Here is a 12,691-nt window from a genome sequence, read left to right on the forward strand (position 1 = left end):
CGCCCCGGACGGCAGGCGTATCAGCGTTACGCCAGTTCCTGCTTGATCGCCGCAACGAAGGTGTCGATGTCTTCTTCGGTGGTGTCGAACGAGCACATCCAGCGGACCTCGCGCCGGGCGGCATCCCAATCGTAGAACGCGAAGGACTTCCGCAGGCGGTCGGCAGCGCCTTCCGGGAGGATGGCGAAGACGCCGTTGGACTGCGTGGCCTGGGTGGGCTCGACGCCGTCGATCCCTTCAACGGCACTCCGCAGGCGGGTGGCCATGGCGTTGGCGTGAGCCGCGGACCGCAGCCACAGCCCGTCCTCCAGGAGTGCGATGAACTGGGCGGAGATGAAGCGCATCTTCGAAGCCAGCTGCATGTTCATCTTCCGCAGGAACTTCAGGCCGTCGGCGGCTTCAGGGTTGAGGGCCACCACCACTTCGCCGAAGAGCAGGCCGTTCTTGGTCCCTCCGAATGAGAGGATGTCCACGCCGGCGTCGCGGGTAAATGCACGCAAGGGAACGTCCAGGTGGGCAGCGGCGTTTGCCAGCCGCGCGCCGTCCATGTGCAGCTTCATGCCCTTGGAGTGGGCGTGGTCGGCAATGGCGCGAACTTCTTCCGGCGTGTAGCAGGTGCCGAGTTCCGTTGTCTGCGTAATGGAAACAACCAGGGGTTGTGCACGGTGCTCGTCGCCCCAGCCCCAGGCTTCACGATCGATGAGCTCCGGGGTGAGTTTTCCGTCCTCAGTGGGGACCTGCAGGAGCTTGATCCCGCCGATACGTTCCGGGGCCCCGTTCTCGTCCATGTTGATGTGTGCGGTGGAGGCGCAGATGACGGCTCCCCAGCGCGGCAGCAGCGACTGCAGCGACAGGACATTGGCGCCGGTGCCGTTGAAAACCGGGAAGGTCTCGATGCCTTCGCCGAACTGCTGCTCCAGGACGGCCTGCAGCCGGGCCGTGTACACGTCCTCGCCATAGGAAACCTGGTGTCCACCGTTGGCGGCCGCCAAGGCCGCAAGGATCTCCGGGTGCACGCCTGAGTAGTTGTCGGAAGCAAAACCCCTGACCGTGGGGTCGTGCAGCCGGCTGCCCTCGGAAATGTGGCCCGTGCTGGGCATTGCCTCTGTTGTGCTCGTCACTTGTTCATTCACGCTTTCAAGTCTATTTGGCCAGCAGGATCCGCTGGCCGTTCAGGATGGAGGCAGGTTGATCGAAAAGGCCGACGGCGGCAGCGGCCAGTTCTTCGACGTCGGTATGTCCGGGGAACCGCCGTTCGGGATGTGCGCGCCTCATGGTTTCGTCCACGAGCGCCTTGACCACGAACACCACGGCGGCACTGTGCTGTCCGCTGGTGTCCGTGTCGACGGACTGGGCGCGCCGGAAGCCATCAGCCACCGCAAGCGTCCAAGCTTCTGCAGCGGCCTTCGCAGCAGCGTAACTGGCTGCGGCCGCGGTTGGGCTGGATACCGCGGTTGACGACACCATGGCGAACCGGCCATGCGGCGACACTTCGAGTTGGCTGTAGAACACCCTGGTCACGTTCCGCAGCGTGGTAACCGCGCTGTGTTCCAGCGCCTCCCAATCAGCATCCGTCTGGTCTTCGATGCCCTTGGCCCCGCGCCAACCACCGACGAGGTGGATTACTCCGTCGACGCCCCCAAAGCCGCGGTCCTCGATCATCGAAGCCAGCCCACGAACGGATTCCAGGTCGCCGAGATCGCACACGAGGGGAGTCACAGCGCCGCCGGCCTCCCGCGCGGCCGCCTCGATCCGGGTCTGGTCCGAACCAACAGTCAGGACCCGGTGGCCGGCAGTGGACAAGGCTCGGGCGGCAGCGACGCCCGAAGCGCCGCTACCGCCCGTTACCAAAACTGTCAGTGGGGACATCAGGCCGCCGTGGCGCCCGTGATGCCGGTGGTGGATTCGATGACGGGACGCATCTTCTTCTCCAAGGCTTCGTAGAACATGGACAGGGGGAACTCATCGTCCAGGACCTGGTCGGTCAGCCCGCGGGGGGCGCCGTCCAAGGGCAGGGCGTCCGGGCCCTTTGCCCAGACCGAAGCCGGGTGCGGGGTGACGGTGCTTGAGATCAGCTCATAGGCGGCCAGCCAGTGGGCAGCCTTGGGACGATCAATGGAACGCCAGTATAGTTCCTCGATTTTGGCGCCGAGTTCAACGACGACAGCCGCTGCGTCATCCCAGTCGATGGAGAGCTTGCTGTCGGTCCAGTGGAGTACGTGGTGCTGGTGCATCCAGGCGAACAGGAGCTGCCCGCCCAGGCCGTCGTAGTTGCGGACGCGGTTGCCGGTGATGGCGAAGCGGAAGATCCGGTCGAAGATGACTGCGTACTGGACAAGCTTTGCGTGCTTGCGGGCATCGGGGTCGGCGTTCTCGTCCTTTTCGATCAGGACGGATTCGCGGAAGGCGGTCAGGTCGCAGCGCAGTTCTTCAAGGGAGTAGAGGAAGAAGGGCATCCGCTGCTTGATCATGAACGGATCAAACGGAAGGTCGCCGCGCATGTGGGTGCGGTCGTGGATCAGGTCCCACATGACGAACGTTCGCTGGGTGAGCTCCTGGTCCTCGATCAGCTGGGCCGCGTCCTCGGGCAGTTCCAGAGAGGTTGTTTCCGCGGCAGCCTTGAGCACCCGGCGGAAGCGGGCGGCCTCGCGGTCGGCGAAGATGGCTCCCCACGTGAACGTGGGTGTCTCGCGCACCGCCACGGTCTCCGGGAAGAGCACAGCCGAGTTGGTGTCATAGCCGGGGGTGAAGTCAACGAACCGGATGGGGACGAAGAGCTTGTTGGAGTACTCCCCGGCCTCCAGGCCGTCAATGAATTCCGGCCAGATGACCTCGATCAGTACAGCCTCGACCAAGCGGTTGGTGCTGCCGTTCTGCGTGTACATGGGGAAGACCACCAGATGCTGGAGGCCGTCGATGCGCTGCTTCTGTGGTTGGAAAGCCTGGAGGGAATCCAGGAAGTCCGGGACGCCGAAGCCGTTGCCGGCCCAACGCTTGAAGTCCTCCACGAGCAGCGCCAGGTACTGGGCGTCGTGATCGAAGCTGGGGGCGAGGGCCGTGATGGACTTGGTGATGGTGGCTACGAGCCTTGCCGCCTCATCGTGGACAGAGGGATCGGCGATGGATCCGTCCTGCTCCTGGTACCCCTGGAGGGACGTGGCAGCGGCTTTGAGGGCTACCCATTCAGCGTTGTCGGCGGTGACACGCGGGAGGGTGGCGATAGCGGTGGTGGTCATGGTGCTCGGCCCTTTCCGAAGTTGTTATTGCTTCTGGGCCGAGCGTAGCAAGCGAATAGCATCGCTAATTCAAGAATGGACTGAGCATAAGAAACTCTTGCTCATAGCCCCCGAACTTGGACCTTTAGATCCAGTTCGGGGGACACAGAGCCGCCTACCGCTCTTCCGGGTCGACCAGACGGAGCGATATGGAGTTGATGCAGAACCGCTGGTCCGTCGGCGTGCCATAACCTTCGCCCTCGAAAACGTGTCCCAGGTGCGAATCACAGTTGGCACACCGTACTTCCACCCGGTCCATGCCCATGGTGCGGTCATGGAGGTACCTGACAGTACCTTCGGCCAACGGCGCCCAGAAGGACGGCCACCCGCAGTGCGAGTCAAACTTCTCCTTGCTGGTGAACAACTCGCTGCCGCAGGCCCGGCACTGGTAGACACCCTCGGTGTGCGTGTCCCAGTACTCGCCCGTATAAGGACGCTCAGTGCCGGCCTGGCGCAGCACGCGGTATTCCTCAGGGGTCAACTCCTCGCGCCACTGGGCATCGCTCTTCTCCAGGGGCACAGAAGGTGTCTTGCTGATGTTTTCAGGAGTGTTCATGTCTTATGCAACGCTCACGAGTCGCCGATAAATCCCGAACCCGCGTACAAGTGGAGCACCGGAAGCCCCAACTGGTCCTGGGCCTTGTTGGCCCAATCCGTGTGGAGCGTGTCAGAGATGGCATGGGGCCGGGTAATGACCACTGCCTGCGCCGCATCCACCTCCCGGACCTTGGCCACCAAGCCGTCGACAGCACCGCCGTCGACGATTTCGCCGGTAACACCGCCACCCAGGCCTTCCAGCGCTGCCAGGGAAGTCGACAACGTCACCGCGGCTTCCGCACGCTCAGCCGCTGGATCCGGCGACTGGGCAGTAAGTTCCCGGAACGCCTTCGCCACATCAAGCAACGAAAGGTTCTCGAGGAAATCCACCAAAAGGTGGCGCTCAGTATTGGCAGGAACCAGCACTACCAACGGCGCGTCCCCGCCGTCGATCAGTTTGGCGATGTTCACGCGGTCGTCGGGGCCAAGGGGCTCTTCAGTCAGGATGACTATGGGATCACTCATGGCTACAGCGTAGTCCCGGGGAACGGCGTCCGCAGGGTTTCCGCGCCCGATTCGGCCCAACCTTCGCCGCGCGGGCCCAGCCTGCACCAGCCCACGCCGACTCACGGCAAAATGGAACCATGGCATCAATGACAAGGCCAGCGAGCGACGCTGCTGAGAAAAAACTGTCCCCCCGCACCAAGTGGGCCATTGGAGGTTTCCTTGCCGGCGCCACCATTGCGGGACTTGTCGGCGCCGGTTCCTCTGCGCTCGCCGTCTACTTTGCCCGCCGGGTCATCACGCCCGCCGCACGGCACGAGGACCAGGAAGTCCTGGCCGTCATCCGTGGGGACAACGGCCTGCAGGTCATCCTGGCTGCCACGCCCGACTCGACCATCGACGGCGTCTTCAGCCTGTTCTTCTCAGGTGGAAAGGGACACGCCAGGATAGGCCGGATCGTCTCCTACCTGCCCGCCGAACAGACCGTCCTCCGGGAAGTCGAGGAGGTCTACAGCGGCGATCTTTCGGAAGCACGCCGGGCGTGGTGGAGCGGCGCTACCTACCCCGATCCGTCCGCGATCGGCCTTGCGGCCGAAGATGTTGAGATCGACGTCGACGGCGGGAAGGCGCCTGCGTGGTTGATCCGCGCCGATGCCTCGTCGCCGTCGCCGGTCTGGGCGATCATGGTCCATGGCCGGGGAGCCACCCGGCTCGAAGGTCTCCGGGCAGTCCGCACCGCCCGGGACCTTGGCCTGGACAGCCTGCTCATCTCCTACCGGAACGACGGACTGGCACCTTCCGCCCTGGACGGCCGCTACGGTCTGGGCTCCACGGAATGGCGTGATGTGGAGTCAGCGATCGAATACGCCTTGGAGAACGGCGCACGTGAAGTGGTGCTTTTCGGTTGGTCCATGGGCGGTGCAATCAGCCTGCAGACTGCGGACCTTTCCAAATACCGGCAAGTCATCAGGGCCTTGGTTTTGGATGCTCCGGTGATCAACTGGGTGGACGTCATGGCCCACCACGCCGAAATGAACAGGATCCCCTATACCGTGGGGCGTTACGGGCAACTGATGCTGGGCCATCCCCTGGGACGCAGGCTGACTGGGCTCGCAGCACCCGTGGACCTCAAAGCAATGGACTGGGACAGCCGCGCCGTTGAGTTGCGCACTCCAACGTTGCTGATCCACAGTGTGGACGACGACTACGTTCCTTTCGGGCCCTCGGCCAGTCTCGCCGAAAAGAACCCCGAGATGGTGACATTCGAGCCGTTCCACGGTGCCCGCCACACCAAGGAATGGAACGTCGATCCGGAGCGTTGGGAGCGGCTGGTGCGCTCCTGGCTCCAAGCCCAACTCGCACCCCGGAGGAACCCGGGCCAATCGGGCGAAGCCGGCGGTGCTGCCGCGGGGCCCGCAGCCTGAGGGTCAGTTGCTTCCCGTGCCGATCGGCCCGGTGACGCCGTTGGTAAGCCGCAGCAGGTCCGCAGGCGCAAGCTCTATATCCAGGCCCCGACGGCCACCGGAGACCAGGATGGTGTCAAAAGCCAGCGCTGATTCGTCCAGGACCGTGGGGGAGGGCTGGCGTTGCCCCAGCGGTGATATACCGCCCAGGACGTAGCCAGTGCGGCGTTCAGCAGCTTTCGGATCTGCCATCGCCGCTTTCTTGGATCCGAGGGCCGCAGCTGCGGCCTTCAGGTCCAGGTTCCCGGACACGGGGACAATGGCAACGGCCAACTTGCCTTCCACCTCCACCATCAGCGTCTTGAAGACACGGTCGGGATCAATGCCCAGGACCTCCGCCGCTTCCAGCCCGTAGCTGCTTGCAGCGGGATCATGCGCGTAGGGGTGCAGGACGAAGGGAACGCCGGCCGCAGCGAGTGCTGCTGTTGCCGGCGTTCCCTGTGAAGCCATTTTCCTTGCCATACCGAGTGGCGTTGCCTTTCAGTGTTCCAAACGGCTTGCGGCCGCAACCTTCCGCTTGATGCGGCCGAGCATCGCCGTCATTCCTCGCATCCGCAAGGGCGTGATCGCCCGGGTCAGGCCCAGGAGCTCGGGCATGTCGTCAGGCACCGCAAGGATCTCCTTGGCAGTCAGTCCGTCCAGCCCCTCATGCAGCACCCCTGCGAAACCCCGGGTAGTCGGTGCTTCCGGCGGCGCTTTGAAGAAGAGACGGTATGAACGCTCGCCGTCGGCGTTCTTCTCTGACCCAATCGTCAGGAACAGCGGGGACTGGCATTCCACGACTTGCTCCAGCAGTTCCGGGTGGTCCTTCAGACGCTCCGGCAGCTCAGGCAGGCCTCTGGAGAACTCCAGGAGGAGCTGGAGGCGGTCAGGTTCCGTCAACGCCTGGAAGTCGTCAACAATTTCCGCCAGGGCGGTGGGCAAGGTGTTCGTACTCATCTCTTCCAGCTTACGCACAAAGGTGCTGAGAGCGCGGTACTAGCTGTGGACCAAGGCGGAGGGAACTGTACCCCGTTCGGCTCCCTTGACGATGGGAACCCGCACTGCGTTGCCCCACTCGGTCCACGAGCCGTCGTAGTTGCGCACTGTGTCGAAGCCCAGAAGGTACTTCAGGGCGAACCAGGTGTGGCTGGACCGCTCGCCGATGCGGCAGTACGCCACGACATCGTCGCCCGGCTTCAGCCCCGCCTCGCCCAGGTAGAGGGCCTCAAGTTCTTCGCGGCTGCGGTAGGTGCCGTCTTCCGCTGCAGCCCGGGCCCACGGAATTGAGGCGGCCGTGGGAATGTGGCCGCCACGCAAGGCGCCCTCTTCGGGGTAGGCAGGCATGTGGGTGCGCTGGCCGGTGTATTCCTCGGGGGAGCGGACGTCGATCAAGGGGTTGCCCAAATGTGCCAGGACATCCTCCTTGAAGGCCCGGATGGGAGCGTCGTCGCGCTCGACCTCGGGGTATTCGCCCGCAGCAGGCCGGGAGACCTCAGTGGTCAGCTCGCGGCCCTCGGCGATCCATTTGTCGCGTCCGCCATCAAGGAGGCGGACATCCTGGTGACCGAACAATGTGAAGACCCACAGGGCGTAGGCAGCCCACCAGTTGGACTTGTCGCCGTAGATCACCACAGTGCTGTCGCGCGAGATGCCCTTGGAAGCGGCGAGGGCAGCGAAGGCTGCCCCGTCGACGTAGTCCCGGGTGACTTCATCGTTCAGGTCGGTGTGCCAGTCGATCTTGACTGCTCCCGGGATGTGCCCGGTTTCGTACAGCAGGACGTCCTCGTCGGACTCGACCAGCACCAACTTGCCGTCGGCTACAGCGCCGTCAGCAATTGCTGCCGCGAGCCAGTCGGTGGAAACGAGGCGTTCAGGGTTCGCGTAAGAGGCAAACTTTTCGTTTTGTTCAACGGGGTAGGACATGATGGCCTTTCACTGACAACGGACGGAGCCAGGCCGTGGAAGGTGGTGCAGGTGCGGGCCCGGCCTGCTTCAACACTAACCACGGGCTGCGCGGATTGCTTCCCGGTGGTCATACGGTGAAACATGGGCTTGGTCACGTGTCAGTTACCGTGGCGTCCGTTGCCGGTATTCTTGCTGGGGACCCAATGCCGAAGGAACGGACCACCGTGGTAAAGATCGAACAACTGGCTGCCCGCACGCCGGCAGTTTCCGTGGAGGAACTCCTCAAGGGTTTCTACCCGTCTCCCCGGTTCGGAGAGGTGTCGTTCGACAGTTACAGGCCCGATCCTTCCCAACCAAGCCAGGCCAACGCCGTGAAACTCCTGTCGGCATTTGCCGATGGCGTAGGCAACGGCAATGACGCTGGGCTCTTCAAAAAGCTCTTCGCCAAGAAGGCGCCGGCCACGAGGGCCGGGATCTACCTCGATGGCGGATTCGGCGTCGGTAAGACCCACCTCCTGGCGTCCCTTTGGCACAGGTCTCCAGGCCCCAAGGCGTTTGGAACGTTCGTGGAATACACCAACCTGGTGGGGGCGTTGTCGTTCCGCAAGACCGTGGAAGCGCTGAGCAACTACAAACTGGTGTGCATCGACGAATTCGAACTCGATGATCCCGGAGACACGGTGCTGATGTCCCGCCTCATGCGGGAACTCGCTGACGCAGGTGTGAAGCTTGCTGCCACGTCGAACACCCTGCCTGGTTCACTGGGCGAAGGCCGCTTCGCCGCCGTCGACTTCCAGCGGGAAATCCAGGTACTCGCGGACCAATTCGACGTCGTCAGGATCGACGGCGAGGACTTCCGCCACCGTGGCCTTCCCGCCGCGCCGGCACCGCTCAAGACTGAAGAACTCAAGCACCGGATGCGGACTGAGTTCGACGGGAAGACCGTGGCGGTGGATGATTTCCGCACCTTGGTCAACCATCTGGCTGCGGTGCACCCCAGCCGGTACCGTCAACTCATTTCCGGCGTGGAGGCCGTGGTGTGGAGCGACGTCGAAACCATTACGGAACAGGCCGTCGCGCTCCGTTTCGTGGTGCTGGCCGACCGGCTCTATGACAAAGATGTGCCCATTCTGGCCAGTGGCGTTCCCTTCGACCAGCTCTTCACCGAAGAGATGATGACGGGCGGATACATGAAGAAGTACTTCCGCGCCGTTTCGCGCCTGACCGCCCTGGCCCGCGAAGCACAAAATCACGAACCTGCCTGAATCAGACCGCTTTTCGGGGTCCGCGGTCCTTCAACACCCAGCGGATAACGATTCCGCCTGCCAAGGCCCAGAACGCTGCGCCGACACCGGCGAAAGCAATTCCTGAAGCTGCCAGCAGGAAAGTGATGCAGGCCGGTATCCTCTCCTCAGCCACTGCCAGCGCAGACGAGATCGAGGCTGCCAAAGTACCCAGCAACGCGAGGCCCGCGACGGCCTCAAGGAGTCCCGGGGGCGCTGCCGCGACAACCGTAACGAGCGCTGCCGACGCCGCCGCGAGGACCAGATACGCCAAACCGGAGACGAAGGCGGCGATCCAGCGCCGGCCGTGATCCTTGCCTGCTTCCTCCCCGGCGGCAAGCGCGGCGCTCAGCGCTGCCAGGTTGATCGCATGGCCGCCGAACGGTGCGCCGGCAATGGTTCCTGCTCCGGTCACCAGCATGGACGGCCGCCACGGGGTGGTGTATCCAAAGGACTTCAAGACAGCTACGCCGGGAATGTTTTGCGACGCCATGGTGACCACGAACAACGGCAGCGCCAAGCCGATGGCAGCCTCCGGGGAGAACACCGGCGTTGTCCATTCCAGCCGCGGGAGGAGGCTCTCAGCCGGGATCTGTACGCCCGAGGACATGATGTGGATCCCAATCACCGCCAGTGCCACCAGCAGCGATGCAGGAACGGACCAGCGTGGCGCGAATTTCATCAGCACGATCCAGCACAACAGCACCGGGGCGATCAACGCCGGTGCCGTACCCAGCGACTTGAAGGGTGCAAGGCACAAGGGGAGCAGGACTCCTGCGAGCATGGCCTGGGCCAAGGCCGTGGGAATCTTTGCCATCAACCTCCCGAGCAACGGAACCAACCCCGTGAGGACGATCAGCACCCCGACCAACAGGAAGGCACCCACGGCCGCCGGCCACCCGCCGTCGACGGTTCCTGCGGTCGCAAGGAGCGCCGCACCGGGAGTTGACCACGCGAGGGTCACCGGCATCCTGCTCCGCCAGGACAGCCAGAGGATGCCCAGACCAAAAGTCAGGGTCAGGGCCAGCAAGCCGCTGGAGGCTTGTCCTTGATCCGCGCCTACTGCCCTGAGTCCAGCAAGGACGACAGCGAATGATGAAGTGAACCCGACCAAGGCTGTGACGATGCCTGCAGTGATCGGCGGTCCCAAAGCGTCCCGGGTGGCACTGCTGTTGGTGGTTGTCGGGGAGGCTGAAGGCATAAGCTCCAAAATACCTGACCTGTTGGCGGCCGTTGCAAACGCCAACAGCACCGGTTAAACGCCAAGGGCACCGGTGGCGCCTCTCGGCGGGACCGGTGCCCCCTTGACGTATCTGGTACGGCGGCTCAGGCAGCTACGGCTGCTTCGGCTCATCCGTGACGGGAGCCTGCTCAGGCTGACCGTCGTTCTTGGCCACGAAGTCGGAAGCGGCGTTCTGGACCTTGTCGACGTGACCGGCGTACTTGCCGCCCGTCTTTTCGTCCACAAAATCCCCGGCCTTTTCGATGCCATTCTTGATGGCTTCTTCGTTGCCTTGAATGAGACCCTGAGCCTTGCCCTTCAGGTCGTCAATTAAACCCACGGGCACCTCCCTTCCATCGCGGAGCCAGTTCGCTCCTCCGCGTCCGACCCTAACACCAGTTCCCTGAGGTGCCAAGGGCTCAAACGCGGCCTGTGGATAACTAGGCCAACGGTTCGTTGGCGACCTTGTGCCGCGGGCTGTCCGGGTTCATCAGGGAATGCTTGCGGCCGTAGGCGAAATAGATCACCAGGCCGATGATGAGCCAGACGCCGAACCGTACCCAGGTTTCCCAGTGGAGCTGGAACATCAGGAACGCCGATGCCAGCACGCCGAAGGCGGGAACAAGGGGCATGAGCGGCAGACGGAAGGTACGCGCTGCGTTCGGCTTGGTGTACCGGAAGACGATCACCGAAACACAGACCACGACGAAGGCTGCCAGGATGCCGATGTTGGTCAGGTCCGCAACTTCCTTGATCGGGAAGACACCAGCCAGGAAGGCCGAGGCGATGCCTGCGATCCACGTGACACGCTGCGGGGTGCCGTGGCGGTCAGTCTTGGCAAACCAGCCGGGCAGCAGCCCGTCGCGGCTCATGGAGAACCAAACGCGGGTGACACCCAGGAGGAACGTCAGCATCACGGTCAGGATGGACAGCACCGCGAACACCGAAATGATGGTGGCAATGACCGGGAGGCCGACGCCGGTGAACGCCGAGGCGAAGCCGGCGGTCGGGTTGATGTCCTTGTAGTTCTGCATTCCTGTAAGGACGAGCGTGGCGGCAACATAGAGCAGCATGGCGATGATCAGCGACAGGATGATGGCCTTGGGCATGTGCTTCTTGCCGTCCTTGGCTTCCTCCGCTGCAGTACTCATGGCGTCGTAACCAAAGACCGCGAAGAAGACGGTCGCGGCACCAGCCACAACGGGGCCGAAACCGCTGGGCATGAACGGGTTGTAGTTCTCGGTGTTCACGTAGAAGATGCCGAGCCCGATGATGAACAGGATCAGGATGACCTTGATGGCCACGGCCACCAGTTCGAATCGGCCGAACGCCTTGGTTCCACGGCTCAGGATCCAGGTCACCAGAAGGCAGACGAGGATGGCGGGAAGATTGATGATGCCGCCCTTGCCTTCATCGGCAGTGGACGTCATCCAGGTTGGCATGTGGATGCCAATGCCGGAGAGGAAGGCGTCGAAGTAGCCGGAAATGCCGATGGCTACCACCGCCACGATGGCGATGTATTCAAGCAGCAAGTCCCAGCCGATGAACCAGCCGATGATTTCGCCCAGCGCAACGTAGCCGTAGGTGTAGGCCGATCCGGCGCGGGGGATCATGCCGGCAAATTCGGCATAGGACAATGCAGCCGCCCCGGAGGCGAGTCCGGCGATCAGGAAGGAAAACAGGACGGCTGGGCCCACGCCCGGGGTGCTGTCGCTGCCGTGGGCTACCAGGCCTGCCAGCGAGAAAATGCCGACGCCGATAATTCCGCCGACGCCGATGGCGGTCAGTTGCCACAGGCCAAGACTTTTAAAAAGCCCGCTGTGCTTGCTTTCTTCCTCGATATCGTCGATGGGCTTGCGCCTCAGGACGGACTGTGAAGCCGTCTTTACATTCATGGGGGTACTCCTGCCGGTAGGCGTGGAACGGTGATGAGCTCGCAGTACATTATGCGAGCGGAATCACATTAGATAAAGCGACTTCTTCCGAGGGGTATCGGTTACTTCTCATGATGAATTAGGTCGCAGGTAAATGAGGGCATAAAAAAAGCAGCTCCTGGGAGCTGCTTTTCGTGGAGCGGACGACGAGATTCGAACTCGCGACATCCACCTTGGCAAGGTGGTGCTCTACCAGCTGAGCTACGTCCGCACATGTTGCCTGCCAGACTGGGTCTGGCTTTCAACAACAAACAAGTTGCCTTGTTCTGGTGGGCGATACTGGGATCGAACCAGTGACCTCTTCCGTGTCAGGGAAGCGCGCTACCGCTGCGCCAATCGCCCGTTACCGGGTCCTGCAATGAGGAGAGCGGACGACGAGATTCGAACTCGCGACATCCACCTTGGCAAGGTGGTGCTCTACCAGCTGAGCTACGTCCGCACATGTTGCCTGCCAGACTGGGTCCGGCTTTCAACAACAAACAAGTTGCCTTGTTCTGGTGGGCGATACTGGGATCGAACCAGTGACCTCTTCCGTGTCAGGGAAGCGCGCTACCGCTGCGCCAATCGCCCATGCATCCAGCAAAAG

13 protein-coding genes and 4 tRNA genes are annotated in these 12,691 nt (G+C 63.0%); 2 read left to right on the top strand and 15 right to left on the bottom strand.

Annotated elements, in window-relative coordinates; translation table 11 throughout:
- Positions 1 to 26 precede the first annotated feature (26 nt).
- The 5 genes from PYR64_RS07025 to PYR64_RS07045 all read right to left on the bottom strand — a co-directional run bounded on the left by PYR64_RS07025 (position 27) and on the right by PYR64_RS07045 (position 4,337).
- Positions 27 to 1,100 carry a low specificity L-threonine aldolase gene (locus tag PYR64_RS07025; protein ID WP_018778668.1) on the bottom strand — a complete coding sequence of 358 codons (1,074 nt, stop codon included), beginning with the start codon at positions 1,098 to 1,100 and terminating at the stop codon, positions 27 to 29.
- Positions 1,101 to 1,143: 43 nt separating this feature from the next.
- Entirely contained in the window at positions 1,144 to 1,869 is a 726-nt protein-coding gene (locus PYR64_RS07030; protein WP_275779081.1) for an SDR family NAD(P)-dependent oxidoreductase, read from the bottom strand.
- Positions 1,869 to 3,236 (bottom strand): DUF6421 family protein, encoded by a 1,368-nt coding sequence (locus tag PYR64_RS07035; protein ID WP_055977681.1) that lies wholly within the window; start codon positions 3,234 to 3,236, stop codon positions 1,869 to 1,871. Before PYR64_RS07035 ends, PYR64_RS07030 begins: the two co-directional genes overlap by 1 nt.
- Positions 3,237 to 3,390: 154 nt before the next feature.
- Positions 3,391 to 3,831, bottom strand: a complete 441-nt coding sequence (gene msrB / locus PYR64_RS07040; RefSeq protein ID WP_018778665.1) for a peptide-methionine (R)-S-oxide reductase MsrB — start codon at positions 3,829 to 3,831, stop codon at positions 3,391 to 3,393.
- Positions 3,832 to 3,845: 14 nt separating this feature from the next.
- The gene (locus PYR64_RS07045; RefSeq protein WP_018778664.1) at positions 3,846 to 4,337 is read right to left on the bottom strand and encodes a hypothetical protein; all 492 of its coding nucleotides are present in this window, start codon (positions 4,335 to 4,337) and stop codon (positions 3,846 to 3,848) included.
- A 119-nt stretch (positions 4,338 to 4,456) separates the two neighbouring features.
- Between PYR64_RS07045 and PYR64_RS07050 the strand changes: the two genes are divergently transcribed.
- A complete protein-coding gene (locus PYR64_RS07050) occupies positions 4,457 to 5,740 on the top strand; it encodes an alpha/beta fold hydrolase (protein WP_275779083.1) in 1,284 nt (427 codons plus the stop codon).
- 3 nt (positions 5,741 to 5,743) lie between these two features.
- On the opposite strand, the gene ybaK is transcribed toward PYR64_RS07050, so the two are convergent.
- The 3 genes from ybaK to PYR64_RS07065 are packed head-to-tail and all read right to left on the bottom strand — an operon-like array spanning position 5,744 to position 7,684.
- The gene (ybaK, locus tag PYR64_RS07055; RefSeq protein WP_039240802.1) at positions 5,744 to 6,241 is read right to left on the bottom strand and encodes a Cys-tRNA(Pro) deacylase; all 498 of its coding nucleotides are present in this window, start codon (positions 6,239 to 6,241) and stop codon (positions 5,744 to 5,746) included.
- Positions 6,242 to 6,259: 18 nt separating this feature from the next.
- Positions 6,260 to 6,718, bottom strand: a complete 459-nt coding sequence (locus tag PYR64_RS07060; RefSeq protein WP_275779085.1) for a SufE family protein — start codon at positions 6,716 to 6,718, stop codon at positions 6,260 to 6,262.
- A 39-nt stretch (positions 6,719 to 6,757) separates the two neighbouring features.
- Complete coding sequence (locus tag PYR64_RS07065) at positions 6,758 to 7,684, bottom strand: sulfurtransferase (RefSeq protein ID WP_018778660.1); 927 nt, start codon at positions 7,682 to 7,684, stop codon at positions 6,758 to 6,760.
- A gap of 206 nt (positions 7,685 to 7,890) precedes the next feature.
- On the opposite strand from PYR64_RS07065, the gene zapE reads away from it, so the two are divergent.
- Positions 7,891 to 8,931, top strand: coding sequence for a cell division protein ZapE (zapE, locus tag PYR64_RS07070; protein WP_035733964.1), 1,041 nt, complete (start codon positions 7,891 to 7,893; stop codon positions 8,929 to 8,931).
- A 1-nt stretch (position 8,932) separates the two neighbouring features.
- On the opposite strand, the gene PYR64_RS07075 is transcribed toward zapE, so the two are convergent.
- The 7 genes from PYR64_RS07075 to PYR64_RS07105 form a co-directional block, all read right to left on the bottom strand.
- The gene (locus PYR64_RS07075; protein ID WP_275779086.1) at positions 8,933 to 10,150 is read right to left on the bottom strand and encodes a benzoate/H(+) symporter BenE family transporter; all 1,218 of its coding nucleotides are present in this window, start codon (positions 10,148 to 10,150) and stop codon (positions 8,933 to 8,935) included.
- A gap of 133 nt (positions 10,151 to 10,283) precedes the next feature.
- Entirely contained in the window at positions 10,284 to 10,517 is a 234-nt protein-coding gene (locus PYR64_RS07080; RefSeq protein WP_018778655.1) for an antitoxin, read from the bottom strand.
- Between the two features lie 94 nt (positions 10,518 to 10,611).
- Positions 10,612 to 12,066 (bottom strand): amino acid permease, encoded by a 1,455-nt coding sequence (locus tag PYR64_RS07085; RefSeq protein ID WP_018778654.1) that lies wholly within the window; start codon positions 12,064 to 12,066, stop codon positions 10,612 to 10,614.
- A gap of 174 nt (positions 12,067 to 12,240) precedes the next feature.
- Positions 12,241 to 12,316: transfer RNA gene (locus tag PYR64_RS07090), tRNA-Gly, on the bottom strand.
- Between the two features lie 56 nt (positions 12,317 to 12,372).
- A tRNA-Val gene (locus tag PYR64_RS07095) sits at positions 12,373 to 12,447 on the bottom strand.
- A gap of 24 nt (positions 12,448 to 12,471) precedes the next feature.
- Positions 12,472 to 12,544, bottom strand: a tRNA-Gly gene (locus tag PYR64_RS07100).
- A gap of 56 nt (positions 12,545 to 12,600) precedes the next feature.
- Positions 12,601 to 12,675, bottom strand: a tRNA-Val gene (locus PYR64_RS07105).
- Positions 12,676 to 12,691 lie beyond the last annotated feature (16 nt).

Source organism: Paenarthrobacter sp. Y-19, from assembly GCF_029223985.1.
Lineage (GTDB): Bacteria > Actinomycetota > Actinomycetes > Actinomycetales > Micrococcaceae > Arthrobacter > Arthrobacter nicotinovorans.

Bases quoted from the DNA above. Each gene is read 5' to 3' on its own strand.
- PYR64_RS07025 (WP_018778668.1), bottom strand. From the start codon at position 1,100: ATGCCCAGCACGGGCCACATTTCCGAGGGCAGCCGGCTGCACGACCCC.
- PYR64_RS07030 (WP_275779081.1), bottom strand. From the start codon at position 1,869: ATGTCCCCACTGACAGTTTTGGTAACGGGCGGTAGCGGCGCTTCGGGC.
- PYR64_RS07035 (WP_055977681.1), bottom strand. From the start codon at position 3,236: ATGACCACCACCGCTATCGCCACCCTCCCGCGTGTCACCGCCGACAAC.
- msrB (WP_018778665.1), bottom strand. From the start codon at position 3,831: ATGAACACTCCTGAAAACATCAGCAAGACACCTTCTGTGCCCCTGGAG.
- PYR64_RS07045 (WP_018778664.1), bottom strand. From the start codon at position 4,337: ATGAGTGATCCCATAGTCATCCTGACTGAAGAGCCCCTTGGCCCCGAC.
- PYR64_RS07050 (WP_275779083.1), top strand. From the start codon at position 4,457: ATGGCATCAATGACAAGGCCAGCGAGCGACGCTGCTGAGAAAAAACTG.
- ybaK (WP_039240802.1), bottom strand. From the start codon at position 6,241: ATGGCAAGGAAAATGGCTTCACAGGGAACGCCGGCAACAGCAGCACTC.
- PYR64_RS07060 (WP_275779085.1), bottom strand. From the start codon at position 6,718: ATGAGTACGAACACCTTGCCCACCGCCCTGGCGGAAATTGTTGACGAC.
- PYR64_RS07065 (WP_018778660.1), bottom strand. From the start codon at position 7,684: ATGTCCTACCCCGTTGAACAAAACGAAAAGTTTGCCTCTTACGCGAAC.
- PYR64_RS07075 (WP_275779086.1), bottom strand. From the start codon at position 10,150: ATGCCTTCAGCCTCCCCGACAACCACCAACAGCAGTGCCACCCGGGAC.
- PYR64_RS07085 (WP_018778654.1), bottom strand. From the start codon at position 12,066: ATGAATGTAAAGACGGCTTCACAGTCCGTCCTGAGGCGCAAGCCCATC.